Here is a 26646-nt window from a genome sequence, read left to right on the forward strand (position 1 = left end):
GGCTGCTAGTATAAATTTATTAGCAGTCGTTAAAGCTCTTTAGTTGTGTGTTAAAACGGCTAAGCTAAAAATCAAAACCATAATAATCATAAATTTGATACGGCCGCAGGAAGCTATGATAAATCGCCTGTTTCAGACAAAAAACCCTTTAATCCTAGGGGTAGATATCGGTGCTCACACTGTGAAGGCTGTGTTGCTCAGTCAGCATGGCGGGCATTATAAAGTAGAAGCCTTTGCAATAGAACCCATGATTAAGGGCTCAATGAACGAGCGTGAGATCCAGGACATTGAAGCCGTTGGTAATGTCATCGGTAAAATCCGCAAAAAAATTCCTAAAACTGTGAAGTTCGCCGCTGCAGCCGTCTCCGGTTCGACCGTGATTAGCAAAGTGATTTTCATGGATGCCGCCCTGACCGATGCCGAACTTGCCAGTCAGATTGAAGTTGAAGCCGACAGTTTAATCCCTTATCCGCTGAGTGAAGTCAGCCTGGATTTTGAAAAACAAGATCTGAACAGCAACGACCCGTCCAAAGTGAATGTGTTATTGAGTGCCGCCCGCACTGAAAGCGTGCAAACGCGGGTCAGTGCGCTGGATCAAGGTGGTTTTGCTGCCCGCGTCATCGACGTCGAAAGTTATGCCCTCAGCCGCGCTGCAGAACTGTGTGCCAGACAACTACCGTCAGATGCCAAATCGAAATTAGTCGCGGTGGTTGATATCGGCGCCACCATGACTTTACTCAGTATTCTGGAAGATGGCAAAACCCTGTACACCCGCGACCAGGTGTTTGGCGGTGAGCAATATACCCGCAGTATTGTCTCTTATTATGCCAAAACTTATGAAGAGGCAGAGACAGCGAAAGTCACCAATGATTTACCGCCGAATTATACCTTTGAAGTGTTGGCGCCTTTTCAGACCATGTTATTACAGCAGGTGCGCCGCGGTATCCAGATGTATCTGACCACCTCAGGTCGCGACAATATTGATTACTTGCTGATTTCCGGTGGCACCAGTCTCATCGAAGGTGTCGACAAACTGTTGACCGACGAACTCGGTATTCATACCGTAGTGGCGAATCCATTTTTGCATATGGAAACTGCCGCGTCCGTTGACCGCGAATTGCTCAATCAGGTTGCTCCCCAGTTAATGGTGGCAAGTGGCCTGGCGTTACGGAGTTTCTCAACATGGCATATATAAATTTATTGCCGTGGCGTGAAGCGCAGCGGAAACAACAACAAACCCAGTTTATGACTGTCCTCAGCGCGGCAGGGATTTTAAGTTTTGGTGCTATTTTCGGTTTAAGCGCGGTTTATACCGCAAAAATCGAAGGTCAGAATAGCCGCAATACCTACCTGCAAGGTGAGATTACCATCCTGGAACAACGGATTGTCGAAATCAAAGAATTGGACGAGAAAAAGAAAAACCTGCAAAAACGGATGGAGCTGATCAGTCAGCTGCAAAGTAGTCGAAACCTGGGTACTCAGATCATGGATCAGATTGCTTCGGTGGTTCCGGCGGGTGTGTATTTATCCAACTTACAAAAACAAGGACCGTCTTTGTTGCTCGTGGGTAAAAGTGAATCAAATAACCGGCTGTCGAATATGATCCGCTCGGTTGAAAGCTCCGAACTGCTCAAAGATCCACTGCTGGAGTTTATCGAAGCGGGTAAAGATCAGACTCAATTGCTCAGCGATTTCAAAATCCACTTAACCGTGAAAGGTTTTGAAGCCGTGCAGGGGGCCACCACCGGCACACCGAAGCCGGCCAAGCCAGTACCGGGAGCCGCCAAATGAGCATGAATTTTAATCTAGAAGAACTCAACAATCTTGATATGTCCGATATGGGGTCATGGCCCATTGCAGCCAAAGCAATGGTGGTGGCGATATTGGTCTTGATGATTGGCGTATTAACCTTTTTCTTACTGGTTGATGATCAAATAACGCAACTGGAGATCTCAGAAGCAAAAGAGCAGGAGCTGCGTCAGATTTATCGGGTGAAGTATGCTTCGGCGGTAAACCTTGAGCTATACAAGGCACAGATGGTTGAGATGGAAGAAACGTTCTCCTATCTGTTAAAACAGTTGCCAGCGACCCACGAAACACCGGGTTTGCTGGACGACATTACGTACGCCGGAACGTCGACCGGTTTAACCTTTGTTAAAATCAACTGGTTACCGGAAATCGAAAAAGACTTTTACACCGAACTGCCGATTAAAATCGACGTCGTCGGCGACTACCATCAATTTGGTAACTTCGTCAGCGAGGTCGCCAAATTACCGCGGATCGTTTCATTACACGATTTCTCGGTTACGACTGATAAAGATGAACGCTTAGTCTTTAACGTCGTTGCAAAAACCTACCGGTATAAGGAGGCTCAATAATGAAGCGTTCTTTACCTGTGGTTTGTGTCAGTTTGTTGTTACTGCAAGGCTGTTACGACGATTTAACCGAAATTCAGCAGTTTATGAATACGGTGAAAGCCAGTACGCCGGCGAAAATTCCGCCGCTGCCGGAAGTCAAAGAATTCGTGCATATTAGCTATAAATCAGCGCAGTCGCGCAGTCCGTTTAGTGCGCCACGCCCGGAAGCCGTGCAAGAAAAATATGCACAAATTCAGGACTGTCTGAGCCCTGATCCGGCCCGGCGCAAAGAGCCGCTGGAGAAGTACGCACTGGATAACCTGAAGATGCGCGGCACTTTAGGTGACGAAAATGATATTTGGGCGCTGGTTGAAGCGTCAGACAAGACCTTACACCGGATCAGTAAAAACAATTACATTGGCTTGTTTCATGGCCGTGTGATTAACGTTGATCCGGCTCAAGTGGAATTACTGGAACTCATTCCTGATGGTGCAGGTTGTTGGAAAGAACGAACCACAGTACTGCCAATGGCTGAACCAGCAGCTGTAGCCAGCAAATAAGGTGTGCGAGAGAAGCATGGAAAATACAACTAAAACAATCAAAAAATTACCGGTGAGCCGTCGTCTGCTGCTCGGGATCCTGTTGCTGTCTGCTGCGCCTGCGATGGCAGTGCCGTTACTTTACGATGTACGGTATAACCCGCTGAGTACTGGCGAAACCGAAATTGAATTTGTCTTTGATGAAGATTTACAGGCTGAGCCGACGGTTCAGGTACTGAACGAACCTTCCCGGATTGAATTGACTTTTGCTGAAGCTGACTATGAAGAAAAGCTGGCGGATGTTGAGATTGATAAAGCCGGTGTGCAACGCGCCAAATCTGAATTCTTTAATGAAGGTTTTAAAACCTCAATTTATCTGGACCATCTGAAGCTTTATCGCACCAGGGTTAAAGGCAACGTGTTTTACTTGCAAATTTCCGACAACCCGACGGAAACGACACCAGGACAAACCGCCGATGTCACGCCAACTTATATCAACAAAGTAAACGCCATCGATTTTCGCCGTGGTGAAAAAGGTGAAGCGCGGGTGTTGGTATTCTTAAAAGAAAATACCGCAGCGGTGGATGTGTCGGAAAAACTCGGCAAGATCATCGTGGAATTCCACAATACCGATATTCTGGAAGAACTGTTGTATCAGTTAGATGTGGTGGACTTTGGTACTGTAGTCAAAGGTATTGAAACCTTTAAAGAAGGCGCTTTAACCCGTATCGTGATTGAACCGACCTCTGCTTTTAAGTTTAACTACCAGCAAATTGATAATATTTTCAGCTTGTCGGTAGAAAAAGATGCGTCAGCCGTTGGCTTTATGGCCGGTGGTAAAGAATATAAAGGCCGTGCTATCTCATTAAACTTCCAGGATATTCCGGTACGGACCGTACTGCAGATTATCGCGGACTACAACGGCTTCAATTTAGTTACGAGCGACTCTGTGGTCGGTAATATCACGTTGCGTCTGGACGGCACGCCTTGGGATCAGGCACTGGATATCGTGTTAAAAGTACGGGGTCTGGATAAACGGATGGACGGCAACATTCTGATGATTGCACCGACCGACGAGCTGGCGGAACGTGAAGCTAAAGAGTTACAAGCGCGGAATAAAGTGGAAGAACTGGAAGCGCTGTACTCCGAGTTTATCGCGATTAACTACGCCAAAGCTGCTGATATTGCGAAGTTATTAAGCAATAAAGACGCTTCGTTACTGACTGCCCGTGGTGTGGCATCGGTGGATGATCGCACCAACACCATTCTGCTCAAAGACACTGCCAAAGCCATCGAGAACGTCCGTCGGTTAGTTGAACGGTTAGACGTACCGGTGAAGCAGGTGCTCATTGAATCGCGGATGGTGACGGTTAAAGACAGCGTTGCTGATGAACTGGGTATTCGTTGGGGTTTTAATGATCAGCAAAATACCAAAGGTGTGGGTGGGTCGCTGGAAGCTGCAAACTCCTTGGCCAATGGTCAGATCCCAGCGCTGGTCAATAGTAATGGACGCTACAACGTCAATCTGCCGTTAAGCAGCACCTCTGCTGGCCGTATTGGTTTCCATATCGCCAAATTAGGTGACGGTACGCTGATTGACTTAGAACTGTCAGCCCTGGAAGAAGAAAACAAGGCTGAGATTGTTGCTTCACCAAGAATTTCAACCGCCAATCAGAAACAAGCGCGGATTGAACAAGGTGTGGAAATTCCATATGTGCAGTCTGCATCAAGCGGCGCCACCACTGTTGAATTCAAAAAAGCGGTACTGAGTCTGGAAGTAACACCACAGGTGACCCCGGATAATAAGATTATTCTGGACTTAATCGTCACCCAGGATACCGAAGGTAAAATTGTACCAACAGCAACGGGTAATGCGGTCGCCATTGATACCCAGCGTATTCAAACGCAGGTGTTAGTCGACAATGGTGAGACCATAGTTCTGGGCGGTATTTATCAGCAACAAACGATCAATACTGTGCAAAAAGTGCCATTCTTCGGCGATATCCCTTATGTTGGCGCAATGTTCCGCCGTTCATTGGATAAGACCGAGAAGAAAGAATTATTGATTTTTGTCACGCCAAAAATCCTGACTGAAGGTCAGTAGCCATTCTGCTCAAAGCTGTCAGGGCCTGTCCGGGCCCTGACAAATTTAGCTTGCTAAGCTGTCGGCAAAACTGACATAATTCAGCGCTTCAAATTTTCGTGGGAGCTTTTAGGTCCTGACATCAACCCTCATTTAGTTAGCTGATTAGCATTACGACATATGGCAGAGAAACGCAATATCTTCCTTGTTGGCCCTATGGGCGCAGGAAAAAGTACCATTGGCCGTCATTTAGCAGAAATGCTGCATCTCGACTTCTACGATTCAGATCAGGAAATTGAGCGCCGTACTGGTGCTGACATCGCCTGGGTCTTTGATCTGGAAGGAGAAGAAGGCTTTCGGGTACGTGAAGAAAACGTCATTGAAGATTTAACTGAACTCCAGGGCATCGTACTTGCCACAGGCGGTGGTTCAGTGATTAGCAAAGAAACCCGCAATCGTTTGTCAGCACGTGGCATCGTGGTGTATCTGGAAACTCCAATTGAGAAACAGGTCGCCCGCACCCAACGTGACAAAAGACGTCCGTTATTACAAACCGAAGAAGCTCCGCAGCACGTTTTGGAACGGCTGGCAGCAGAGCGTAACCCACTGTATGAGGAAATCGCAGATTTCACCATCAGAACTGACGAGCAAAGTGCCCGTTCGGTTGCAAATCAAATTGTTGAACAACTGGGTTTTTAATTTTTCCAGCTAAAGGGAGCTGTCGATGGAAAAAGTTGCCGTTCAACTTGGCCAGCGCAGTTACCCAATTGTCATTGCGCCTGGTTTATTGTCAGGCGCAGGGCAAGTGCCGGAGCTGCAACAGCTTTGGCAGTTCAAAAAAGTCGTGATCCTCTCCAATCCTGTGGTTGCTGCGCTTTATCTGCCGCAGTTACAAGCATTGTTTGGCCAGCAACAGCTGTTTGAATTGCTGCTGCCTGACGGTGAAGCTTATAAAAATCTGCAATCTTTTGACCAGGCCAATACCTTTTTATTGGAGCACGGCATTGCGCGTGATGCACTGTTGGTGGCTCTGGGTGGCGGGGTGATTGGTGATTTAACTGGTTTTGTTGCCGCCTGTTATCAGCGTGGTGTGGCTTTTGTGCAGGTTCCAACCACCTTGTTATCGCAGGTCGATTCGTCGGTCGGTGGTAAAACAGCCATTAATCATCCGCTTGGCAAAAATATGATCGGTGCATTTAACCAGCCATTGGCGGTGATCATCGATACTTCCGTGTTGCACTCGTTACCGCAGCGTGAGTTTTCCGCCGGGATGGCCGAAGTGATTAAATATGGTTTGTTAGGGGATGCCGCATTTTTCCAGTGGCTGGAGCAACAACAGGATGCGCTTGCCAGGCTGCAGGAACCGCAACTCAGCCAGATGATTAAACACTGCTGCCAGATGAAAGCCGATATTGTCAGCCGTGATGAAACCGAACAGGGCGAACGTGCTTTGTTAAACCTCGGCCATACCTTTGGTCATGCGATTGAAGCCTGGCTTGGCTATGGTACCTGGTTACACGGTGAAGCCGTTGCCGTTGGCATGATGATGGCGTTTGAACTGGCGTACGCCCGTGGCTGGATTGACGCCCCGACCGTCGCACGGGTTCGACAGTTATTAGTTGCCTTTGAACTACCGGTACAGCCGCCTTTGGGCATGCAAATTGCCGATTTTATGCCATATATGAAAACCGACAAAAAAGTTAAAGATGGCAAAATGCGGTTTATCTTGCCTCAAACGCTTGGTGCCGCCATTATCGTCGATGATGTCACTGAATCAGAATTACAGCGGGTTTTCGCCGGATAATCATGTCGCACTTACAACAAAAACTATTAAAAATTCAGGGATTATTGCCTTCGCAGCGCAGCTGGCTGGAACGTTTGGTGTTTCAGCTGGAATTTAACCCTTATCAACTGATCCATATGGTTGGTGCTGCCGGCACTGGCAAAACGACGCTGACTTTAGCCATTGCTGATCTGCTATCCAACGAATTTAACCTCGCTTTAATCAAAGCCGAGCCGGAACTCAATGCCGTACGAGTGCGCCAACATGTGTTGGAGCATTGGTTTGGTACCTGTAAAGACGCCAATCGCAGCTTGTTACAGTTGGTGGGGGATCGCCAGCTGAACGAGCCGCTGGCGCTGGTGATTGACCAGGCCGAACAACTGCCGCCGGAATTGTGGGCCGAACTGGCTGAACTGCCTTGTCTGGTGATTGCAGCCACCGAACATGCCGATGCGCATGCGGAACTGAATTTACCGCTGCCTACTTTAACCCTGCAAGATGCCGAGATGCTGCTCAAAGACAGTGAACTCAGTACTTTGAGTGTCGCCGACCGGTTAGACAATGCGCAGGGCAATATTCATCTGTTACTTGATCCCAGTTTAAAACGCCAACTGCAGGCAGTTAAAGTGGATCTAAAACCCGCATCTTTGGCTTATCCGCTAGCGGTTTTTAGTATCGGCATGTTGGTCATTGCTGCTGTGGTGGTGTTTTGGCTGTGGACAGAACAGCAAAACCGGCCTGATGGTCTTGGCCAGCTTACTTATCTTCCGGAAGAGCAAGAAGTACAAACCAGCGCTGAACCTTTGGCGGTGCCTTCGGCCAGCAAAGCGGTGGTGGAACAGTTGGTGGGTCAGTTGGAGCAAGTCGGCAGTAAAACTGCGTCTTCGTCTGCTTCCGGATTGGCTAAGCCTGTTGATTTTAATGAAGGTGCTGAAGTCACCAGCTCAGGCAACGACCAACAAACTGCAGCAGCTGAAATAGCAGAAGCAGTTGAGGTTGAGGAAACTGTGACGACGGCGACACCTGCCGAATCCACCGACTTACCGGCCGCGAAAACCGACGATACTCAGAATAATGCGGTATCCGGTGACAGCAAAGTCCCGGATTTAATCCAGGGTGTTGCCGCCACGCCGCCACAACCGGCAGTGGTGATTGCCGCTGAAACTGAAGTGTCGGTGGCCGAGCAAATGGCGGAAGAGCTGAATAACGAACCCGCTGCAACTGCAACGTCCACCTCAGCAGCAACGCCAACACCACAAAGCGCCGAGCCGGATCTGGCCGCTGAAGCTCAGGCTGAGCTGGCTGAAAGCAGCAGTAACAGCAATAACGGCGGTTATCGTTATGCCGAAGCAGATTTGTTATCGATGTCAGGCCAGGCCGTGGCATTGCAGCTGGTGGTCCTGTCCAATGATGGCGCATTAAAAGATTTCGCTGCAAGCTACCCCGGACTGGAAACTTACACCTATCAACGGCAGAAAAACGGCCAGCGCCAGTTAATTGTCGTCATGGCACCTTTTGCTGATCCCACCGAAGCAAAAGCGCAAATCAGCCAGTTACCGCCCGCATTGCAGCAGGCTTTTGTGAAACCTTTAGCCGATATTCACAGCGAAATCAGCATTCAATAGTCAGGTGGCGTCAGGTTGAGCAAACAAGTTACCGCAAAAAAGCAACGGGCATTTTTGAAATGGGCTGGCGGAAAATTTAATTTGGTAGAGGCAATAACTGGTCATTTGCCGGCGGCTGATGTGCTGGTGGAGCCTTTTGTTGGTGCTGGTTCGGTGTTTTTAAATACGGACTATTCACGTTATCTGCTAAACGACATCAATGCTGATTTGATTCATTTGTATCAGTTTTTACAAACAAAACCGGTACAAATGATCGCCGACGCCAGAATGTTTTTTACTGAAGGCAACAATGACAAAACCAGTTATCTGGCGATCCGGCAGCAGTTTAATCAAACTGCAGATCCATACCTGCGCTCTTTACAGTTTTTGTACCTGAACCGGCACTGTTATAACGGCTTGTGTCGTTACAACCAATCGGGGTTGTTTAACGTGCCGTTTGGTTCGTACAAAAAACCGTATTTCCCGGAAGCTGAATTAGTTGCTTTCGCCGAAAAAGCCACCCGCGCCACTTTTGTCTGCCTCAATTACCAACAGCTTTTCGCCCAATTGCCAACTGGTGCTGCGGTGTATTGTGACCCGCCTTATGTACCATTATCAAAAACTGCCAGTTTTACCTCCTATGCCAAAAACAGCTTTAATCTGGATGATCAGGCAGATTTGGCCAGTTTATCCGAGCAAGCCACACTGCAGGGGCATCACGTACTCATCAGCAATCACGACACCAGCTGGACCCGCAAGATTTATCAGGGCGCTGAGCTGCATTCCATTCAGGTTGGGCGTTCGATCAGTCAAAAAGGTAGTTCCAGAGGTAAAGTTGCTGAGTTGTTTGCGCTGTATCGTAGTCGCAAATAACAAGATTGCGGCCATTAATTGCGAGGCAGGGGGGCCGTTGTTGGCACAGAATAACGGTGGTTAAGACAGTACCAACGAGACGATCGTGATCAGCCCGATAACAAACAGCATGGTCATCACCACACCAACAATAATATAGGGCAGGGGGCTTTGGCTATTGAAGTCTTGCTGGCGTTGTTGTTCTGACTGTACACCGATAAAGGCACCGGCCACAGCTTTGATGATTTGTTTTAAGGTGGGCTTATTGCTCATGCCGCAGGTTTGGCGTGCAACCGGCTGATTAATTCAAGTAAATCAATAAAGTGAAATTGTGCAGAACTACTTTGGCCTGAGAACCAGGATGCCCAGCTGGTTTGGGGGGCTAAGGCGCATTTGACGGTAAAACTTTCGACACCGTTTTGCGTCATAGCGACGGTGTTGGTGCAGCTGGCAATGACGCTGTTTTGCTGTTGTGGCAACAGGTATAAAGCTGCTGACAAGCAAAGCAAAAAAGCTGCGGTTTTAACAAGCATTGGCGTTCTCATTACAGTCTCAGATCCATCAATCGACTGCTCGATAATACAGCAGCCCCGACGTCAGAACAAGGGCTGCATTGCTGTTGCAGGCGGTTAGGCCAGTGCTTTTGCGATTGATGTACCGATAACCAAGGTTAATCGCAGGGATTAAAATGCTTTGGTCAGGCTGAACACCACACGACCATCACACAGATTACATTCGGCTGAGCTGTCGATATCGGTGTCGGCATATTTCAGCGACAGGCTGGTGCCCATCCAACTGGTGGTCGCGCCAACGCTCCAATCAATGTAGCCATCGCCAGACACCGGACCTGCGGCTAAAAAGGTCGCATATTGGGTGTTGTCTTCAAACTGGTTGTAGCTTAAGTGGAACTGAAAGCTCAGATTGTCGATCACCGGGTAGTTGTAATCTGCTGAATAATAGTAATATTTATCGACATCAGTGCCGAAATAATCACCTGAATAGGCCAGGCCTAAAGTCAGATTCTGATAAATGAATTTGCTGTACAGTTCGACAAAGTTAAATTGATCGGTGGCGTTGTCGCCATTTGGGTAACGGTACTGCATGATACCGACGTCGGTGGTCCATTCTTCGGACAGTTTACCGGTCCAGCCCGCCAGAATATCCAGTTCCAGTGAACCCTGACCAAACGTGATATTGGAGCCCCAGGTCGCCAGATAAAAACCAGAATCGTCGGTTAAAGTTAAACCGCCTTGTAACGCCATGCCTTCGTCCGTTTGCGAAATACCACGGAATAAATAGTCTGAAGTCAGGGTTAAACTGCCGGTTAAGGCGGTATCAGCCTGTACTGCAGTTGCTGCAAAGCCAAGGCTCAGCACCAATGCGGCACAGACTTGCTGTGGGTAGTTTCTTGTTGCATATCCTGCTTTTGTTTTCATGTTATTTGCCCTTCTCTGAAAGTATCGCTTAACGCTATTCCATTTCTGTGCCAGTGATAAATGTAGTTGAAATTCAATTAGATAGTGTATTTTTTGCTTTTTAATTGTTCGATGCTGCGCGAAATTGGTGCGTTATTGCTTGTTAAACGGGCAGAAAACAGCGAGCCAATGGCTGCGAAACCGAGTGAAATCAGTTACATTGAGCGCTTTGTGGCGTGGATGGAGATGCGGGCGATGCAACCTTTTTGGATAGCACCTTCGATATTGTCGGCCGACTTGGCCAGGTTGGGTGATGATGTCGCCCGGGTATTACAGGCTGGTGCCGATGTGGTGCATTTTGATGTGATGGACAATCATTATGTGCCGAATCTGACCTTTGGCCCGATGTTATGCAGTGCACTGCGCAATTACGGCATTACGGCGCCTATCGACGTCCACTTGATGGTTGAACCTGTGGATGCACTGATCCCGCAGTTTGCCAAAGCTGGCGCCAGTATTATTACCTTTCACCCGGAAGCCAGCCGCCATGTTGATCGCAGCTTGCAACTCATTCATGAACACGGCTGTCAGGCCGGCTTGGTATTTAACCCGGCAACGCCGTTAAGTTATTTGGATTATGTGCTGGATAAAGTCGATGTGGTGCTGCTGATGTCGGTAAATCCGGGTTTTGGTGGCCAGAGTTTTATTCCGGCGACTTTAGACAAACTGGCTACAGCTCGGCAAATTATTGACCGCAGTGGCCGGGCGATCCGTTTGGAAGTGGACGGTGGCGTCAAGGTTGAAAATATTGCTGAAATCGCCAGTGCCGGTGCCGACATGTTTGTCGCGGGCTCGGCGATTTTTAGCCAGCCGGATTACGCTGATGTCATTGCTAAGATGCGGGCAGAGCTGGCGAAAGTGCAGCGCTAAGCATTTATCCCCCGTAACCACAGGCACCTTGCTGCTGCCAATTTCAGCATAGCTAGGTATAATCAGACACAATTTTTCGACGACGGGTCGCCAATTCGATGCAATCGACCCGTTGTTCTCCACAGTTTTGACCATAGGATTTCTTATGACAACAAGTAACAAGGCAACCAAGCCCATCGTACTCAGTGGCGCGCAGCCTTCCGGTCAGTTGACCATCGGCAATTACCTTGGTGCTTTGCGGCAGTGGGATCAGATGCAGGACGCTTATGATTGCCTGTATTGCATCGTCGATTTGCATGCCATTACCGTACGGCAGGATCCAGCAGCACTTCGCAGTGCCTCGCTTGATTCACTGGCGCTGTATTTGGCTTGCGGCATCGATCCGGCCCGTTCTGCGGTTTTTATGCAATCGCATGTGCCAGAGCACAGCCAGCTCGCCTGGGTACTGAACTGTTACACCCAATTCGGTGAATTAAGCCGGATGACCCAATTTAAAGATAAATCTGAACGCCACAACAACAATATCAACGCCGGTTTGTTCACCTACCCGGTACTGATGGCGGCAGATATTTTGTTATACCAGGCCAATCAGGTACCGGTCGGCCATGATCAAAAACAACATCTGGAATTAGCCCGTGATGTGGCGATGCGTTTTAATACCGCACACGGCGACATTTTCACCGTGCCGGAGCCATTTATTGCACCAGTTGGTGCCCGGGTGATGAGCCTGCAGGAACCGACCAAAAAGATGTCGAAGTCGGATGAAAATCCGTGGAATTTTGTTGGCTTGCTGGAAGATCCAAAAATGATCAGCAAGAAATTCAAAAAAGCGATGACCGATTCGCAAGACCCACCACGGGTCTATTTTGATCTCGAACAAAAACCAGGCGTGGCGAACCTTTTGAGTATTTTGTCAGGCGTCACCGGTAAATCGATTGATGCGTTAGTGGCTGAATACGAAGGCAAAATGTATGGTCATTTAAAGGCTGATGTGGCAGATGCGGTGATTGCGTTATTAGAGCCGGTGCAGCGGAAGTTTACTGAAATACGTCAGGATCAAACGACGATGGAGCAGGTGATGCGCGCAGGTGCCGCAGCCGCCAGAAGCCGTGCCGCTGCAACGCTGGCTAAAGTAAATGAAGCAGTTGGATTTGTATTGCCATAAATTGCGATAAATTGGTCGGCAATGCACGCCGTGGTAGTTCCGGTGCTGACTTTAGCTGGCGCTGCAACGGCGTCAGCTGGGAATTTATGATCTCAGCAGCTTCATTCATTCATTCATTCTGGCTTTTTCGTTTTATCCCACACCTTCGATTCTTTGCCCTGCCACAGCCTTAAAATATTCTGCCGGTGCCGGAAGATAATTAAGATGCTAAGCATCGATACAGGGATTGTGTATAAAGGCTTGATAAACCATGTGAAAATGGGCGCCAAACTAACGGTGACCACAGCCGCAAACGACGAATAACCGGTTGCACCCACCAGAATAATCCAGGTCGCTACCAATAAACCGGCTAAGTCGAGGCCAATCGGCATCATGGTGCCAAAAGCGGTTGCGACGGCTTTGCCGCCCTGAAAACCAAAAAACACCGGGTAAATGTGGCCAAGGCAGGCACAAATGGCAATCATGCCCAGATAAAAAGCTTCAATGCCGAGGAAATATGAACCCCAGACCGGAATGGTGCCTTTGAGCACATCAAACACCAGCACCAGCACAGCGGGCGTGGTGCCGCCGAGGCGCAACACATTGGTGGCACCCGGATTCCCTGAGCCATGCAGCCTGGGATCGGGTAAGCGAAATAATTTACTGACAATCACGGCCGACGACACCGATCCGCAAAGATAAGCGGCAATCATCATCATACCGATCACGGAAGTCATGAATGGATTTCCTCAATACCGGGTTTTGCGTTAATATCGCGTCGGACTCAGAGCTGTTGATGCTTAAAAGAGTGGTGCTGACAAACAAAAGCCGCATCACCTTTAATTCGAACAACAGCAGCTGGCACGAGCGGTCAGATTATAGACTTTTTGCTTAATTGCCTATCCGACCAGCCCATTCACAGCAAAATACCACGCAACGCGGAACCAAAAAATGGATATTGTTTTTATCAGGCAGCTGCAAATCGACACCGTTATTGGCGTGTATGAATGGGAAAAAACCATCACCCAGCGCCTGGAAATTGATTTGGAACTTGCGACTGATATCCGTCAGGCCGCAGCCCAAGACGATATCCGCTTGACCCTTGACTATGCCGTGATTGCAACCCGGGTGCAACAATTGATTTGTGCTGAACCGATTGAACTGATTGAAACTGTTGCGGAAAAAATTGCAACCATGTTGCTGGAACAGTTCGCAACGCATGCCGTTCGGGTGCGGGTGTGCAAACCAACAGCGGTGGCTAATGCGCAAACGGTTGGCGTGCAAATCAGCCGGGGCAACTGGGCATGACGCAGATTTACATCAGCGTTGGCAGCAATACCAATCGCGAGCATCATATCCGGATGGCAGTGTTGGAATTAGCGGCGGCTTTTGGCGAGTTAATTTTGTCATCGGTTTATGAAAGTGAAGCTGTGGGTTTTCGTGGTGATGCCTTCTACAATATGGTGATTGGTGCGCGTACCGATCGCAGCGTGGCTGAATGTGTCACGGTATTCAAAGCCATCGAAGATAAATATGGTCGGGTACGCGGTGGCGAAAAATTCTGCGGCCGAACCCTTGATCTGGATTTGTTAACTTACGATCATTTAGTTTGTGCTGCGCCGGTGGAATTACCGCGGGCGGAGATTGTTGAAAATGCTTTTGTGTTGTGGCCGCTGGCAGAAATTGCCCCGGACGCTCAACATCCAATTGCTAAGCTCAGTTATCAGACGTTGTGGCAGCAGTATGCCAAAGCGCAAAAAATCTGGCCGGTGCCGTTTCAATTCGCACCTTAGATTATTTGCGGTTGTTTGGGGTAGTTTAAGCAGAATCAGGCCACGAAGTATCGTGACCTCTGGCCAACCAGTGATCGTTAAGCACCACCTGGCCGTAAAACTTAGTCGTCAAAACTCACGCCAACTTTTATTGTTGAATGCGCACCATGGAAGGAGCACTATGTTAAGTTGTCTCACAAATAGTTACAAAAACTTGCGTAAAAGCTGTCTCATTCAGCTCGAACTTGTCACTCAGTCATGGTATTTTATACAGTACTTGAGCATCAAAGATATCCCTTTAACGATTAACCTTAGTGGCGACCATCATGAAACCATTTAAATCTGTGTTGATTTCCCTCGGCTTGCTGGCGGTACTGCTGGTGGTCATCGTTGGTATTAAAGCTGAACAGCTGGGCATGATGGCCGAAAGTGGTGCCAATTTTGTACCGCCGCCAGAGTCCGTCAGTTTATATACCGCAGCCACCCAAAGCTGGCCGCAAACTTACACCGCCATCGGTACCGTTGAAGCAGACGAAGGCATCACCATTTCGGCACAGGTGGCCGGTAAGGTGAAACGGATTGCCTTTCAAAGTGGCGCTCAGGTGCGCGCCGGTGAAGTGCTGATTGAACAGGAATCGGTGAACGAAAAAGCCCAGCTCAATGCAGCTCAGGCTAGATTGAAATTAGCGCAGGCCAACTATCAACGTCTGGACGAACTGCGTAACCGTAAAATCGCCAGCCAAAGTGAATTAGATACCGCAGTACAGCAGGTTGAATCTGCCAAAGGTGATGTCGACGATTTACGCGCCACCTTAGAGAAAAAACAAATTCGTGCGCCTTTTGATGGCCGGGTTGGTATCCGCCAGGTCGATTTAGGTACTGACTTACAGGTTGGCGCTGCCATTGTGACGTTACAGGCGACCAACCGCGTCCGGGTGAACTTTCCTATTCCACAAGACTGGCTGATCCAGATGACTGCAGGTTTGCCGGTGAGTGTGGCGGTTGGCGATGCACAAAACTCGCTGGTCGCGGGCGAAATTACCGCCATTGGTGCGGAAATTAATCCGGTCACCCGTAATGCCGTGGTGCAATCCTCTTTAGAAAATCCAGACAACCGGTTAATTCCGGGTATGGCAGTGTCGTCGACAGTGACTTTAAGCGAGCCATTGTCGGTGTTGGCGGTGCCTTCCACCGCCATTATTTATGCTCCTTTTGGTGATACGGTGTTTGTGGCTGATAAAGACGCCAAAACCGGTGCTTTAGTGGCGCGGCAGCAGTTTGTACGGCTGGGTAAAACCCGTGGTGATTACGTCGAAATTGTTGATGGTTTAAAAACCGGTGAGCAAGTGGTCAGTGCTGGTGCTTTTAAACTCTTCAACAAGCAGGCGTTGGTGGAATCAAAACTGCCAACACCGGAATTTAAAACTGAGCCAAAACCAACGAATAGCTAATTCTTATCCCTGAGCAGGCAGCGCATTTTTCCTCTGCCTGATCAGGAACGCGACATCGACTCAGGTAACGACCTGACCCCTTTATCCAGGTGAAGCATGAATATAACTGATATTTTTATCAAAAAACCGGTGTTAGCCATCGTCGTCAGCTTGCTGATTTTGCTGGCCGGTTTTCAATCGCTGAGTAACTTGTCGGTGCGGCAATATCCGCGCAGTGATATCGCGGTGATTAAAATTAACACTGTGTATGTCGGCGCCAATGCCGAACTGGTGCGCGGTTTTATCACCAGCCCGATTGAACGCGCCATCGCCTCTGCCGGTGGTATTGATTATGTTGAATCGCAAAGCAGCATGGGTGTTTCGACCATCAGCGCGCATTTGCATTTAAACTATGACCCACTGAAAGCCATGACCGAAATCACCGCCAAAGTGAATCAGGTGCGTGGCGAATTGCCGCCAGAAGCGGAAGTCCCTTCGATAGCTATTGAAGCAGCTGACAGCCAATTCGCTTCAGCTTACTTAAGTTTCAGTTCCGACATTCTTGAACAAAATCAAATCACCGAGTTTCTATCACGTTCAGTGCAGCCGCGCTTGATCGCGATTTCCGGCGTGCAAAAAGCGGAAATTCTCGGTGGCCGTACCTTTGCCATGCGCATTTGGCTTAAACCAGAAAAAATGGCGGCCTACAGTGTTACGCCAATGGATGTCAGAACGGCGCTTGCCAATAATAACGTTCAGGCAGCCATAGGTCAGACGAAAGGCAGTTATACCGCGGTTAATCTAAGCGCCAACGCCGATATGACCAACGTCGAAGATTTTCGGCGGTTAGTGGTCCGACAAAACGCCGATGGCGTGGTGCGACTACAAGATATTGCAGATGTGGTGCTAGGCGCTGACGATTACAGCGTCGAAGTGAATTACTCCGGCCAGACCGCAGTCTTTATGGGCGTGTTTGTGGCGCCAAATGCCAACAGCCTCGAAGTCATCAAAAAAGTGACCGAAGAAATGGCCGCTATTCAGGCCGATTTACCGGCCGGTTTAAGTGGTGAAGTCTCTTACGACGCCACCAAATATATTCAGGCGGCGATTGACGATGTGATTAAAACCCTGGCCGAGACACTGCTGATTATTATCGTGGTGATTTTCTTGTTTTTGGGCTTTAGTCGCTCGGTACTTATTCCGGTGATTGCGATCCCGCTATCGCTGATCGGCGCATTATTTATTATGAAAGTCTGTGGCTTCTCCTTGAATCTGCTGACTTTATTATCGATTGTGTTGTCGGTTGGTCTGGTGGTGGATGACGCCATCGTGATGGTCGAAAACATTGAACGGCATATTCAGGAAGGTTTAAAACCGTTCCAGGCGGCATTAGTCGCTGCGCGTGAGCTGGCAGGGCCGGTGATTGCAATGACGGTGACGCTGATGTCGGTGTATGTGCCTATTGGTTTGCAGGGGGGGTTAACCGGAACCTTGTTCCGCGAGTTTGCCATCACTCTGGCCGGGGCCGTGGGCATATCGGCGATAGTGGCCATTACTTTGTCGCCAATGATGGCGTCCAGAATGCTAAAACCCCATACCGAATTAAAAGCGCCGCTGTCGAAAATTTTTGACCGTTTTACCGTATTCTACAGCCGGAAACTGAATGAAACGCTGCAAAACCGGATGGGCGTTTATATCTTCTGGTTAGGCATTACCGCTATGACGGTGCCGCTGTATATGTTTTCGGCCAAGGAATTAGCACCGACTGAAGACCAAGGTGTAATTTTTGGGATTGTCGACGCTTCAGCCAATGCCACCATTGATCAGTCCGCTTTTTACGGCAAGCAGGCCAATCAGGTGTTTATGAATGTGCCTGAAACCGACTTTACCTTCCAAATCACGTTCCCCAGTGGCGGCTTTGGCGGCATGGTGGTGAAACCATGGGCTGAGCGTGATCGGACTACGGCAGAAATTTTACCTGAAGTGCAGCAAAAACTCGGTGAAATAGCCGGAGTACGGATTTTCCCCATTACACCGGCTGCCTTACCTGGTGGTGGTCAATTCCCGGTGGAATTTGTGATTGCTTCAACGGCAGATTCGCGGGAAATTTACGATTATGCGCTGAAACTGCAGGAAACCTTAACCGCCAGTGGTATGTTTGCGTTCCCGCCAATGCTGGATATGAAAGTGGACCAGCCAGAATATCGTTTGCACATCGACCGCGAAAAAGTGGCAGATTTAGGTCTCGATATGCGCACCGTGACGCAGGATCTGGGGACTTTATTGGGTGGTGGTTACGTCAATCGGTTTAACATGTCGGGTCTGAGTTACAAAGTGATCCCACAAGTGGAGCGTGCGGGTCGGTTGAATCCGGATGATTTGAAAAACCTGTATATCACCGGCCCGGATAACAGCATGATCCGGTTGGATCAAATTGCCAGCATGACCCACGACACGGTGCCTCGTAGTATCAACCGGATGCAGCAGCTTAATGCGGTGAAAATCAGTGGTGTAACTATCCAGCCACTCGATGCCACCTTGACCTATATGGAAAATGAAGCGAAGAAGTTACTGCCAGCCAGTTATTCGATTGATTACACCGGCGAATCACGTCAGTTAAAGCGCGAAGGCAATACCTTCCTGCCAGCGTTTTTAACGGCGTTGACGATGATTTTCCTGGTGTTGGCGGCGCAGTACAACAGCTTCCGCGATCCAATTGTGATACTTGCCGGTTCAGTGCCGTTGGCAATGTTTGGCGCGTTGTTGTTTACCTTCCTGAAAATGTGGGCACCGATGCCGCACTACACCGATGCCATTACCAGTACCTTGAATATTTATTCGCAGGTAGGTTTGGTGACGTTGGTTGGTTTGATTGCCCGCAACGGTATTCTGGTGGTGGAATTTGCCAACCGATTACAGGAAGAAGGATTAAGTAAAATTGAAGCGGTACGGCAGGCATCGGTATTGCGATTAAGACCGGTGCTGATGACCAGTATTGCGACGGTTGCCGGCCATACGCCGTTGATTTTTGCTGAGGGCGCTGGCGCCGAAGCGCGGAACTCTATCGGTATAGTTCTGGTATTAGGGATGACGGTCGGCACTATCTTTACGCTGTTTGTACTGCCTTCGATTTACGTGTTGCTGGCTAAAGATCACCAGGCAGACCATGCAAAAGCGCAGGCGCTGGAATCGGCGTGACGAAGCTGAGTTGTTGAAAATAAAAAAGGAGCTTTTGCTCCTTTTTTACTTTTAAAACAATATATTAAACGTATGTCAAGCGTAGGGCGCGACTCTGCCGCAGGCTAGTCCGCCACAAAGCCGATCCGAATCAAATCACCATTCGGCGTACTACCGCTGACGCGGTGAGTAGCACCATTCGGCGTACTACCGCTGCCGCGGTGAGTAGCGCCCTACGCAAACATCTGATTTTAATTGAAAAGTAGGGCGGGCTCACCGAAGGTAGTCCGCCACAAAGCTGCTCCGAATCAAATCACCATTCGGCGTACTACCGCTGCCGCGGTGAGTAGCGCCCTACGCAAATATATGATTTTAATTGAAAAGTAGGGCGGACTCACCGAAGCTAGTCCGCCACAAAGCCGCTCCGAATCAAATCACCATCCGGCGTACTACCGTTGACGCGGTGAGTAGCGCCCTACGGTAAATATATGAATTTAAGTGAAAAAGTAGGGCGCGACTCAGCCGCAGGCTAGTCCGCCACAAAGCCGATCCGTATCAAATTACCATTCGGCGTACTACCGCTGCCGCGGTGAGTAGCGCCCTACGCAAATATATGATTTTAATTGAAAAGTAGGGCGGACTCACCGAAGGTAGTCCGCCACAAAGCCGCTCCGAATCAAATCACCATCCGGCGCACTACCGCTGCCGCGGTGAGTGCGCCCTACGGTAAATATATGAATTTAAGTGAAAAAGTAGGGCGGACTCACCGAAGGTAGTCCGCCACAAAGTCGAACCGTATCAAATCACCATCCGGCGCACTACCGCTGCCGCGGTGAGTAGCGCCCTACGCAAATATATGATTTTAATTGAAAAGTAGGGCGGACTCACCGAAGGTAGTCCGCCACAAAGCCGCTCCGTATCCAATCACCATCCGGCGCACTACCGCTGCCGCGGTGAGTAGCTCCATTCGGCGTACTACCGCTGACGCGGTGAGTAGCGCCCTACGGTAAATATATGAATTTAAGTGAAAAAGTAGGGCGCGACTCAGCCGCAGGCTAGTCCGCCACAAAGCCGATCCGTATCAAATTACCATTCGGCGTACTACCGCTGCCGCGGTGAGTAGCACCATCCGGCCAGGGTCGTGTTAACTCCTGAAATACATGTCCTGCTGTTTAAGATGCTGTTTGTTGCAACTCGCGTTTTGTCGTACTTATCGCGTCCAACCGCGCTTTTTTCACCGCTTCCTTCATTGCTTCGCCGACAAAACCCTGTGCCACTAGAGCTTTTATATCAACACCGCGCGCAGCTTTTGCCAATCCGCGTAGATAATCTGCCTGTGGATACAAAGCTTCTTCAAAACCGGTGCGGCCGCGTAAATCGGCGATACAGCAAGTCAGCAGCAGTTCCAGCCGTTCCGGACGACGCCACAGATCAATGCCATCAAACAGTTTCTGCACCGTGACTGATCGCAGCTCCTGCGCTTTGTGAATTTGTTGATGATATTGACTGGCGAGCAGCGCCAACTCTTTACAGTCATTTGGCACCCGTAAGCGCTGACAGAGGTTTTCAATCAGCGGTAAGCCCAGCATTTCATGACCATGATGGGCCGGCCACTGTTCGACCGGCGTTTCGCCTTTACCTAAATCGTGGCATAAAGCGGCAAAGCGCACGTCGATGCGATCGGACAACAGCGCCGACTGCGCCAAAACCAACATACAATGCACGCCGGTATCAATTTCCGGATGCCATTTGGGCGGATTGGGAATACCCCAGAGTTTATCCAGCTCCGGCATTAACACTGCCAGCGCACCGACTTCATGCAACAGTTCAAAATACGGTGCTGGGGTTTGTTCCGAAAGTGCCCGCGCAGTTTCTTGCCACACCCGCTCGGCAGTTAAATGTTGCATTTCGCCTTGTTCCACCAGCTGTTGCATCAGTAGTTTGGTTTCGGCAGCGACTTTAAAGCCCAGCGGATAAAACCGGGTATAAAACCTGGCGACCCGCAGCACCCGTAGTGGATCTTCAACAAAAGCAGGCGATACATGGCGCAAAATACGTTGCTGTAAATCGTCCTCGCCACCATAAGGATCGAAGATTTCACCGCTTTGCTCGTCTTGTGCCATGGCGTTGATGGTGAGGTCGCGACGCATTAAGTCCTGTTCCAGCGTCACATCTGGTGCAAAATAACAGGCAAAACCAGTATAACCCTGGCCTTGTTTGCGCTCGGTGCGGGCCAGCGCATATTCCTGTTTGGTTTGTGGATGCAAAAATACCGGAAAGTCTTTGCCGACACTCTGGTACCCTTGGCTTAGCAGTTGTTCTGGTGTGGCACCGACCACCAGATAATCACGATCTTTCACGGGCAGCGTTAATAAGGCATCACGCACCGCGCCGCCCACAAGATATGTCTTCATATGCTTTCCTGACTGCGGAATTTTTGCCATTATAACCAGCCAGCAACAAATGTCGCCTAACTGATGATCAGGATGTTATGTACACCGGATTTTTTGGCCTGAACAGCCAGCCATTTTCAATAGCGCCGAACCCCGATTTTATGTATCTCGGAGCCCGTCATACTGAAGCTTTGGCGCATTTGCGTTATGGGCTCGGCGATGCCGGAGGTTTTGTGTTGCTCACCGGTGAAGTCGGTACCGGCAAAACCACGGTATCGCGTTGTTTATTAGCGGAATTGCCTGAAAATACGCAGGTGGCATTTATTCTGAATCCAACGTTGTCCGAGCTTGAGCTGTTGGCCGCCATTTGTGATGAGTTAAAAATCCGTTATAAAAAAGCCGATGCCAGTCTGAAAATGCTGACCGACAAAATTACTGCCAAATTGCTGAAAAACCATCAGGGTGGCTTTAACACCATTCTGATTATTGATGAAGCGCAACATCTGCAACCTGCAGTGTTGGAACAATTGCGCTTACTCACCAATCTCGAAACCAATACCAAAAAATTGCTGCAAGTGATTTTAATCGGCCAGCCGGAATTGCAGCAGTTATTACAGCGTCAGGATTTACGCCAGTTGGCGCAGCGGATCACCGCCCGTTATCATCTGATGCCCCTGACGCTGCCCGAAGTGCAGTATTATGTGCAGCACCGGTTACAAGTGGCGGGTTGCACCCGGCCGGTGTTTACCGACAGCGCCTTCAAAAAGCTATTTATGCTCTCTGGTGGTATTCCGCGGTTGGTGAATCTGATTTGCGACCGCGCTTTGTTGGGTGGTTATAGCCAACAAAAACCGTTGATTGACGGCAAGCTGGTGCAACAAGCGGCCGGTGAAATTCTGGCCATTCGTCAGCCAGAGGCTAAAAGTGGCTGGCCGCTGTGGCTGTGGCCGTTATTATTTATGGTGTGTGTCGCTTTGGGTGTGGCTCTGGCGCGTGGGTTGAATTTAGCAGGAGTCTGAAAGACATGTCGTTATTAATGGAAGCACTAAAACAGCAACAAACCGGTTCAACCGCGCCAAACATAGCGCCAAACGCCGCGCCAGTTTTAAGCGTCAATGACAGTGGCGTTCATGTGCCGGGGATCGCGCAGGGCAGCGGCCAAGGTTGGAAAGTGCTGGCGTTAGTGTTGTTGGTTCTGGTCGGTTTACTCGCGGGCTTTGTGCTGGCGTCATGGCTGCAACGTCCGCCAGCGGTGGCTGCAGTGGTCGCTACACCCGCGGCACCGGCCAGCGCCGGTCAGATATTAACGGATTTACTGGTCGTTCCTGCACCATCAGCTGCTGATGATGAGCTGGCGGCTGATACTGCTGACAGCAGTGATGTTGAAGCTGAAGAAGAACAGCAGTTATTGGTATCCGCTGACAAACCCGTCAGCAAACGCCGCAAAGCTGGCCAAACGCTGGAACAACAGGTGCAAGCCGTTGAATCTTATGACGATGATCCTGCATTTTCCGAGCAACCAGAGATGGCTGAAGCCGATGTCGACGAGCCGGTATCCGAAGTGCCAGCCAAACCGGCAGAGCTGACCGCCGCCGATGTTTCAGATGAACTTCGCTCTAAATTTGCTTTAGCGCTGGAGCAATCCGATCCAATGCCCCAGCATCAGTCGGTCACCGATCATGCCGCTCCGGCCCGTGATATTCAAACCCTGGACGAACTGCTAAAACGGCAAATTCCGCCGCTGCGTTTTGAAGCACATATTTATGCTTCCGAGCCAAAACAGCGTTGGGTAAAAGTGAATGGCAAAGATTTACAGGAAGGGCAGTGGGTGACGGCAGATATTCAACTGAAAGAAATTACCCCACAGTATGTGTTGCTGCAAACCGGTCGCCAGATGTTTAGTATGCAAGCGTTAACCGAGTGGTCGTATCGGTTGCCGAATCCTTAAATGTAGTGGCGGTGTTTGATCTGATCAGTTCGCCCGTTATAAATAATGCTGTAGCTTCAACTGATATTGATTGAGATCGGCACAGCCTTCCAACGGATCGTCGGTTTGTTTGCTTAAATCCAGCAGTTTGGCCGCCAGATGATGGCGGTGCACACTGTGATAAATCAATTTCACCCGTGGTTTGTCGGCATGGAGTGGGTGGTTCTCGATCACCAGTCCAACCCGTCCGGATTTCAGCCGCACCGCACTGCCCGGACAATACAAGCCTACACATTTTAAGAAACTTCCGACCAAGGCTAAATCCAGCTTTTTACCAGCCTGTTGTTTCAGTTTTTCCGCCGCTTGTACTGAACTGAGTTTTTGCGTTTGTACGGTTAACTTGCTGTAACTGTTTACAATAGCCAGCATTTTACCGCCCTGACTTTGTTGCTGCGGTAAACCCAAACAATGTTCTTCAATCACTTGGAGCAGCAATGGCGGGCAATCCGGCTGATGTTGCAGCAGCGGCACACTGTAAGCAGCTGCGTCCTGATCCTGGACTTGCTGCTTTGGAAATAATTGTTTCAGCTGCAACGCGCCTACGTCGTGCAACAGTGCCGCTAAGGTCAATAACGAAGCTTCAGGCTCAGCCATTTTTAACTCGGCACAAAATGCCGCCATCAGACAGGCACAACTTAAACTGTGCTGTAATAGTTCATCGTCCTGCACGCCGACGTGCTGCAAAAATAATAACGCCTGATGGTTACGTCTGGTGCTGTCAAGCAAGCGGGCGCTGACCGAATTTAGCTCTACAAAATCAACAGGATGATGATGCACCAAGGCCGACAGTGCGATTGATGCGCTTTGCACATTGGCTTGTAATGCCAATCCAGCTTTATTCACTTCTTGTTCGAACAGGATTTTTGGGGCTTTTTTTACGGCTGCCGGTTTGGCTGCAATAGGTTCCGGGCTGGGCTTGGCAGGTGGCAATTGTTTGTCGGTATCAATCTGAACTTCCAACACCCCACGCTGGCGCAATAAAGCGATGGCATCGTCCGAGCGCACCCAGCCAGCATCCTTAACAATCACATCACCTTGCTGACGCGTCACCGCAATGACATAACTGCCCAGTTGTAGTTCGTCGATGGAGACCAGCTGTAGTGGCATAGGCGAAGGTGTACTCCGTGCGATAGTTTCTCTGATCAACATAGGCAGAGCTGCACCAAAACGCAATATTCCGGGCAGGAGTGCAAGCCAAATCTGATTATTTTTGGACTGAATGAAAATAAATGAGAGATTCGTGATAAAAATTCGTGTCCCGGTGTAAATACCACAGAGGTCAATAATTGATCTTCTAAGGAACATTGTTTTTTGTAGCAACGCACCATCACAAGCTTTATCAGGAACGATTATGCCAAAATTATCTTTGTTAACCACCGGCTTGCTGGCGTTTAGTTTAACGGCCTGCATCCCTGCTCCCACTCCAAAGTCTGGCGCTGGCGAGACCGAATCAGCGCAGGAAGTAGCCGAAAGCGTATTGCTGCTACGCACTTATCAGGTGCCGGAAGGCGAAGCTGCTGCCATCCGCAGAACACTGGATTCGTTATTTCGGGTGAGAAGCGAGCAAGTGAGCCCGGCGCGGGTTGAAGTATTACCCAATCAACAACTTGCGGTCTATGCAACAGAAGCAACTCATCAATCGGTGGCGACGGTGTTGGCACAGCTGAAGCCTTCGGTGAAACCCAAGCCGTTACAGGCGAAAATCAGTTATTGGCTGGTGTTGGCACAGCCAATGGATAATCCGGCTGAGCCGACAGACGGGTTAGTTGAAGTGAAAGCCGCTCTCAACCAAATTAGTCAACAACATGGCACTTTGCAGTTTGAGCTTTTGGAACGACTGGAGCTGACGAGTTTGCAGCGGACGCATGCCATTCCCGGCGCTTCTGAATCAGCCACAGTCCGGGGCAGTATGTTTTCAATAAGTCAGGAAATGACCCAGCTCAATGATAATGTGCAAGTGCAACTCAATATCCAAAAAAATCGTGGAATAGCCGCTGAACTTCAGAGTAAGTTGCCAAATGAGTTTTTTTTAAATACTAGGCTGACGGCCGATCAGCCTGATCAACTGCTGGTCGTTGGTTCGAATGCCAGCGATATCGCCAAAGGGCAGTATCTGTACACCATTGTTCGCATTCAACAACAATAACGGACGTTATTGATGTTACAAGAGCAGGAGTTGCTCGATTGTTATCAGGCTTTGGAGCGGCCATTGTATAACGTGCTTTATCGAATGCTGTGGCATGCACAGGACTGTCAGGACTTGGTGCAGGAGGCCTTTTTAAAGGTGTGGCAGCAACGAAAGCAGGTTGATGCGGCAACTTTGCACGCTTATGTTTATACCACGGCGTTAAATCTGGCGCGGAACAAAATTCGCTGGCGGCTGAATTGGGTGTTTGACAGTGTTGAGCCTTGGCTAGAAAGCTGGTTTAGTGCTGAACAAATGGGCAGAAGTGAGTTGGCAAAAGATTCACCGGAGTACGTTTTACAGATGCAGCAGCAACAGCAAGTGTTGCGAAAGGCGCTAGCATCCTTAGCGTCTGTCGAGCGTGAAGTGCTTTTGCTGACTGAATACAGTGAACTGACACTAGCTGAAACAGCGCAAGTGCTGTCGATTGCGCCAGGTACTGTTGCGTCCAGACGCGCCAGGGCACTGAAACAATTAAAAGCAAAACTGGAACAACAGACGGGGAGGGCCTGGACCGATGAAGATTAAATCTCTATTTCAGTCCATAGATGCGCCACCACATGGACTAGAAAAGCTGCAACAGGCGCTGCGGCAGCAACAGGCTTCGGAACAAATGGCACCTGCGCCAGCGTTGACCGTCAAAAATTGGTACTGGCAGGCTGCTACTGTGCTGTTGGTTGGGGGCTTGTGGTTTGGATTAAGCGAGGTGCCGGATCTAGCCCAGCCTATGGTTGCGTTGCAAGTACCTTCTGTTGAAACGGAAATCATTAAGCAAAGCGCTCTAGTCACGTTGCCAAGCACAGATCCTCAGGTAAAAATGTATTGGGTGATGTCAGAGGGGTAAAAATGTTAACTGCAGGGTCAGAGTCTGAGGTATCCCCACGGAATTACTATTTGAAACAAAGAGATAATTAAAATTTAGATAGGAAGGAACATTCATGGTGTTCGGTGATCAGATCAATCGCCAAACCAACCAGTCAAGGAGACACCATGAA

General features: G+C 49.4%; 26 protein-coding genes. 20 read left to right on the top strand and 6 right to left on the bottom strand.

The window, feature by feature from the left end:
• Positions 1 to 115: 115 nt before the first annotated feature.
• The 9 genes from EOE67_RS07060 to EOE67_RS07100 all read left to right on the top strand — a co-directional run bounded on the left by EOE67_RS07060 (position 116) and on the right by EOE67_RS07100 (position 9239).
• The gene (locus EOE67_RS07060; protein ID WP_127698327.1) at positions 116 to 1195 is read left to right on the top strand and encodes a pilus assembly protein PilM; all 1080 of its coding nucleotides are present in this window, start codon (positions 116 to 118) and stop codon (positions 1193 to 1195) included.
• Complete coding sequence (locus EOE67_RS07065; protein ID WP_127698328.1) at positions 1183 to 1791, top strand: PilN domain-containing protein; 609 nt, start codon at positions 1183 to 1185, stop codon at positions 1789 to 1791. The genes EOE67_RS07060 and EOE67_RS07065 overlap by 13 nt, the downstream gene beginning before the upstream one ends.
• Positions 1788 to 2378, top strand: a complete 591-nt coding sequence (locus tag EOE67_RS07070; RefSeq protein WP_127698329.1) for a type IV pilus inner membrane component PilO — start codon at positions 1788 to 1790, stop codon at positions 2376 to 2378. Before EOE67_RS07065 ends, EOE67_RS07070 begins: the two co-directional genes overlap by 4 nt.
• Positions 2378 to 2917: a pilus assembly protein PilP gene (locus EOE67_RS07075; RefSeq protein WP_127698330.1), complete on the top strand. Its 540-nt coding sequence runs from the start codon at positions 2378 to 2380 to the stop codon at positions 2915 to 2917. The genes EOE67_RS07070 and EOE67_RS07075 overlap by 1 nt, the downstream gene beginning before the upstream one ends.
• A gap of 16 nt (positions 2918 to 2933) precedes the next feature.
• Positions 2934 to 5000 carry a type IV pilus secretin PilQ gene (locus EOE67_RS07080; protein ID WP_127698331.1) on the top strand — a complete coding sequence of 689 codons (2067 nt, stop codon included), beginning with the start codon at positions 2934 to 2936 and terminating at the stop codon, positions 4998 to 5000.
• 159 nt (positions 5001 to 5159) lie between these two features.
• Positions 5160 to 5678, top strand: a complete 519-nt coding sequence (gene aroK, locus EOE67_RS07085) for a shikimate kinase AroK (protein ID WP_068061367.1) — start codon at positions 5160 to 5162, stop codon at positions 5676 to 5678.
• Positions 5679 to 5703: 25 nt separating this feature from the next.
• On the top strand, positions 5704 to 6783 hold the full coding sequence (gene aroB / locus EOE67_RS07090; RefSeq protein ID WP_127698332.1) for a 3-dehydroquinate synthase: 1080 nt from the start codon (positions 5704 to 5706) through the stop codon (positions 6781 to 6783).
• 2 nt (positions 6784 to 6785) lie between these two features.
• Positions 6786 to 8387, top strand: coding sequence for an AAA family ATPase (locus EOE67_RS07095; RefSeq protein ID WP_127698333.1), 1602 nt, complete (start codon positions 6786 to 6788; stop codon positions 8385 to 8387).
• A 15-nt stretch (positions 8388 to 8402) separates the two neighbouring features.
• Positions 8403 to 9239: a Dam family site-specific DNA-(adenine-N6)-methyltransferase gene (locus EOE67_RS07100; RefSeq protein ID WP_127698334.1), complete on the top strand. Its 837-nt coding sequence runs from the start codon at positions 8403 to 8405 to the stop codon at positions 9237 to 9239.
• Positions 9240 to 9299: 60 nt separating this feature from the next.
• Here EOE67_RS07100 and EOE67_RS07105 read toward each other — a convergent pair whose 3' ends face one another.
• The 3 genes from EOE67_RS07105 to EOE67_RS07115 all read right to left on the bottom strand — a co-directional run bounded on the left by EOE67_RS07105 (position 9300) and on the right by EOE67_RS07115 (position 10654).
• Positions 9300 to 9491, bottom strand: a complete 192-nt coding sequence (locus EOE67_RS07105) for a DUF2970 domain-containing protein (protein WP_127698335.1) — start codon at positions 9489 to 9491, stop codon at positions 9300 to 9302.
• Positions 9488 to 9751, bottom strand: a complete 264-nt coding sequence (locus tag EOE67_RS07110; protein ID WP_127698336.1) for a hypothetical protein — start codon at positions 9749 to 9751, stop codon at positions 9488 to 9490. Before EOE67_RS07110 ends, EOE67_RS07105 begins: the two co-directional genes overlap by 4 nt.
• A 150-nt stretch (positions 9752 to 9901) precedes the next feature.
• Complete coding sequence (locus EOE67_RS07115) at positions 9902 to 10654, bottom strand: TorF family putative porin (protein WP_127698337.1); 753 nt, start codon at positions 10652 to 10654, stop codon at positions 9902 to 9904.
• Between the two features lie 234 nt (positions 10655 to 10888).
• Here EOE67_RS07115 and rpe point away from each other — a divergent pair, with 234 nt between their 5' ends.
• Positions 10889 to 11563 carry a ribulose-phosphate 3-epimerase gene (gene rpe, locus EOE67_RS07120; RefSeq protein WP_127698363.1) on the top strand — a complete coding sequence of 225 codons (675 nt, stop codon included), beginning with the start codon at positions 10889 to 10891 and terminating at the stop codon, positions 11561 to 11563.
• Positions 11564 to 11708: 145 nt separating this feature from the next.
• The gene (gene trpS, locus EOE67_RS07125) at positions 11709 to 12728 is read left to right on the top strand and encodes a tryptophan--tRNA ligase (protein ID WP_127698338.1); all 1020 of its coding nucleotides are present in this window, start codon (positions 11709 to 11711) and stop codon (positions 12726 to 12728) included.
• 113 nt (positions 12729 to 12841) lie between these two features.
• Here trpS and plsY read toward each other — a convergent pair whose 3' ends face one another.
• Positions 12842 to 13444 (bottom strand): glycerol-3-phosphate 1-O-acyltransferase PlsY, encoded by a 603-nt coding sequence (gene plsY / locus EOE67_RS07130; protein WP_127698339.1) that lies wholly within the window; start codon positions 13442 to 13444, stop codon positions 12842 to 12844.
• A 214-nt stretch (positions 13445 to 13658) separates the two neighbouring features.
• Between plsY and folB the strand changes: the two genes are divergently transcribed.
• The 4 genes from folB to EOE67_RS07150 all read left to right on the top strand — a co-directional run bounded on the left by folB (position 13659) and on the right by EOE67_RS07150 (position 19107).
• Positions 13659 to 14015, top strand: a complete 357-nt coding sequence (gene folB, locus EOE67_RS07135) for a dihydroneopterin aldolase (protein WP_127698340.1) — start codon at positions 13659 to 13661, stop codon at positions 14013 to 14015.
• Positions 14012 to 14500: a 2-amino-4-hydroxy-6-hydroxymethyldihydropteridine diphosphokinase gene (gene folK / locus EOE67_RS07140; protein WP_127698341.1), complete on the top strand. Its 489-nt coding sequence runs from the start codon at positions 14012 to 14014 to the stop codon at positions 14498 to 14500. The genes folB and folK overlap by 4 nt, the downstream gene beginning before the upstream one ends.
• Positions 14501 to 14805: 305 nt before the next feature.
• The gene (locus EOE67_RS07145; RefSeq protein ID WP_127698342.1) at positions 14806 to 15930 is read left to right on the top strand and encodes an efflux RND transporter periplasmic adaptor subunit; all 1125 of its coding nucleotides are present in this window, start codon (positions 14806 to 14808) and stop codon (positions 15928 to 15930) included.
• Between the two features lie 96 nt (positions 15931 to 16026).
• The gene (locus EOE67_RS07150; RefSeq protein ID WP_127698343.1) at positions 16027 to 19107 is read left to right on the top strand and encodes an efflux RND transporter permease subunit; all 3081 of its coding nucleotides are present in this window, start codon (positions 16027 to 16029) and stop codon (positions 19105 to 19107) included.
• A gap of 1151 nt (positions 19108 to 20258) precedes the next feature.
• Here the strand turns inward: EOE67_RS07150 and EOE67_RS07155 are convergent.
• A complete protein-coding gene (locus EOE67_RS07155) occupies positions 20259 to 21500 on the bottom strand; it encodes a multifunctional CCA addition/repair protein (protein WP_127698344.1) in 1242 nt (413 codons plus the stop codon).
• A gap of 77 nt (positions 21501 to 21577) precedes the next feature.
• Here EOE67_RS07155 and EOE67_RS07160 point away from each other — a divergent pair, with 77 nt between their 5' ends.
• Both EOE67_RS07160 and EOE67_RS20675 read left to right on the top strand, forming a co-directional pair.
• Positions 21578 to 22498 (top strand): ExeA family protein, encoded by a 921-nt coding sequence (locus EOE67_RS07160; protein ID WP_127698345.1) that lies wholly within the window; start codon positions 21578 to 21580, stop codon positions 22496 to 22498.
• A 5-nt stretch (positions 22499 to 22503) separates the two neighbouring features.
• On the top strand, positions 22504 to 23427 hold the full coding sequence (locus tag EOE67_RS20675) for a general secretion pathway protein GspB (RefSeq protein ID WP_206099502.1): 924 nt from the start codon (positions 22504 to 22506) through the stop codon (positions 23425 to 23427).
• A gap of 36 nt (positions 23428 to 23463) precedes the next feature.
• Here the strand turns inward: EOE67_RS20675 and EOE67_RS07170 are convergent, their stop codons facing one another.
• Positions 23464 to 24615 (bottom strand): putative cyclic di-GMP phosphodiesterase, encoded by a 1152-nt coding sequence (locus tag EOE67_RS07170; protein WP_164852247.1) that lies wholly within the window; start codon positions 24613 to 24615, stop codon positions 23464 to 23466.
• A 202-nt stretch (positions 24616 to 24817) separates the two neighbouring features.
• Between EOE67_RS07170 and EOE67_RS07175 the strand changes: the two genes are divergently transcribed.
• From EOE67_RS07175 to EOE67_RS07185, 3 genes are read left to right on the top strand one after another with little or no spacing between them, the layout of a single operon-like run.
• Complete coding sequence (locus tag EOE67_RS07175; protein WP_127698347.1) at positions 24818 to 25612, top strand: hypothetical protein; 795 nt, start codon at positions 24818 to 24820, stop codon at positions 25610 to 25612.
• A 12-nt stretch (positions 25613 to 25624) separates the two neighbouring features.
• On the top strand, positions 25625 to 26179 hold the full coding sequence (locus EOE67_RS07180) for an RNA polymerase sigma factor (RefSeq protein ID WP_127698348.1): 555 nt from the start codon (positions 25625 to 25627) through the stop codon (positions 26177 to 26179).
• Complete coding sequence (locus tag EOE67_RS07185; RefSeq protein WP_127698349.1) at positions 26169 to 26495, top strand: hypothetical protein; 327 nt, start codon at positions 26169 to 26171, stop codon at positions 26493 to 26495. Before EOE67_RS07180 ends, EOE67_RS07185 begins: the two co-directional genes overlap by 11 nt.
• Positions 26496 to 26646: the final 151 nt, after the last annotated feature.

This window comes from Rheinheimera riviphila, assembly GCF_004005945.1.
GTDB classification, from domain to species: Bacteria; Pseudomonadota; Gammaproteobacteria; order Enterobacterales; family Alteromonadaceae; genus Pararheinheimera; species Pararheinheimera riviphila.

What these genes read in the sequence shown, in the direction of transcription:
- EOE67_RS07060 (WP_127698327.1), top strand. Translation starts at nt 116, where the DNA reads ATGATAAATCGCCTGTTTCAGACAAAAAACCCTTTAATCCTAGGGGTA.
- EOE67_RS07065 (WP_127698328.1), top strand. Translation starts at nt 1,183, where the DNA reads ATGGCATATATAAATTTATTGCCGTGGCGTGAAGCGCAGCGGAAACAA.
- EOE67_RS07070 (WP_127698329.1), top strand. Translation starts at nt 1,788, where the DNA reads ATGAGCATGAATTTTAATCTAGAAGAACTCAACAATCTTGATATGTCC.
- EOE67_RS07075 (WP_127698330.1), top strand. Translation starts at nt 2,378, where the DNA reads ATGAAGCGTTCTTTACCTGTGGTTTGTGTCAGTTTGTTGTTACTGCAA.
- EOE67_RS07080 (WP_127698331.1), top strand. Translation starts at nt 2,934, where the DNA reads ATGGAAAATACAACTAAAACAATCAAAAAATTACCGGTGAGCCGTCGT.
- aroK (WP_068061367.1), top strand. Translation starts at nt 5,160, where the DNA reads ATGGCAGAGAAACGCAATATCTTCCTTGTTGGCCCTATGGGCGCAGGA.
- aroB (WP_127698332.1), top strand. Translation starts at nt 5,704, where the DNA reads ATGGAAAAAGTTGCCGTTCAACTTGGCCAGCGCAGTTACCCAATTGTC.
- EOE67_RS07095 (WP_127698333.1), top strand. Translation starts at nt 6,786, where the DNA reads ATGTCGCACTTACAACAAAAACTATTAAAAATTCAGGGATTATTGCCT.
- EOE67_RS07105 (WP_127698335.1), bottom strand. Translation starts at nt 9,491, where the DNA reads ATGAGCAATAAGCCCACCTTAAAACAAATCATCAAAGCTGTGGCCGGT.
- EOE67_RS07110 (WP_127698336.1), bottom strand. Translation starts at nt 9,751, where the DNA reads ATGCTTGTTAAAACCGCAGCTTTTTTGCTTTGCTTGTCAGCAGCTTTA.
- EOE67_RS07115 (WP_127698337.1), bottom strand. Translation starts at nt 10,654, where the DNA reads ATGAAAACAAAAGCAGGATATGCAACAAGAAACTACCCACAGCAAGTC.
- rpe (WP_127698363.1), top strand. Translation starts at nt 10,889, where the DNA reads ATGCAACCTTTTTGGATAGCACCTTCGATATTGTCGGCCGACTTGGCC.
- trpS (WP_127698338.1), top strand. Translation starts at nt 11,709, where the DNA reads ATGACAACAAGTAACAAGGCAACCAAGCCCATCGTACTCAGTGGCGCG.
- plsY (WP_127698339.1), bottom strand. Translation starts at nt 13,444, where the DNA reads ATGACTTCCGTGATCGGTATGATGATGATTGCCGCTTATCTTTGCGGA.
- folB (WP_127698340.1), top strand. Translation starts at nt 13,659, where the DNA reads ATGGATATTGTTTTTATCAGGCAGCTGCAAATCGACACCGTTATTGGC.
- folK (WP_127698341.1), top strand. Translation starts at nt 14,012, where the DNA reads ATGACGCAGATTTACATCAGCGTTGGCAGCAATACCAATCGCGAGCAT.
- EOE67_RS07145 (WP_127698342.1), top strand. Translation starts at nt 14,806, where the DNA reads ATGAAACCATTTAAATCTGTGTTGATTTCCCTCGGCTTGCTGGCGGTA.
- EOE67_RS07150 (WP_127698343.1), top strand. Translation starts at nt 16,027, where the DNA reads ATGAATATAACTGATATTTTTATCAAAAAACCGGTGTTAGCCATCGTC.
- EOE67_RS07155 (WP_127698344.1), bottom strand. Translation starts at nt 21,500, where the DNA reads ATGAAGACATATCTTGTGGGCGGCGCGGTGCGTGATGCCTTATTAACG.
- EOE67_RS07160 (WP_127698345.1), top strand. Translation starts at nt 21,578, where the DNA reads ATGTACACCGGATTTTTTGGCCTGAACAGCCAGCCATTTTCAATAGCG.
- EOE67_RS20675 (WP_206099502.1), top strand. Translation starts at nt 22,504, where the DNA reads ATGTCGTTATTAATGGAAGCACTAAAACAGCAACAAACCGGTTCAACC.
- EOE67_RS07170 (WP_164852247.1), bottom strand. Translation starts at nt 24,615, where the DNA reads ATGTTGATCAGAGAAACTATCGCACGGAGTACACCTTCGCCTATGCCA.
- EOE67_RS07175 (WP_127698347.1), top strand. Translation starts at nt 24,818, where the DNA reads ATGCCAAAATTATCTTTGTTAACCACCGGCTTGCTGGCGTTTAGTTTA.
- EOE67_RS07180 (WP_127698348.1), top strand. Translation starts at nt 25,625, where the DNA reads ATGTTACAAGAGCAGGAGTTGCTCGATTGTTATCAGGCTTTGGAGCGG.
- EOE67_RS07185 (WP_127698349.1), top strand. Translation starts at nt 26,169, where the DNA reads ATGAAGATTAAATCTCTATTTCAGTCCATAGATGCGCCACCACATGGA.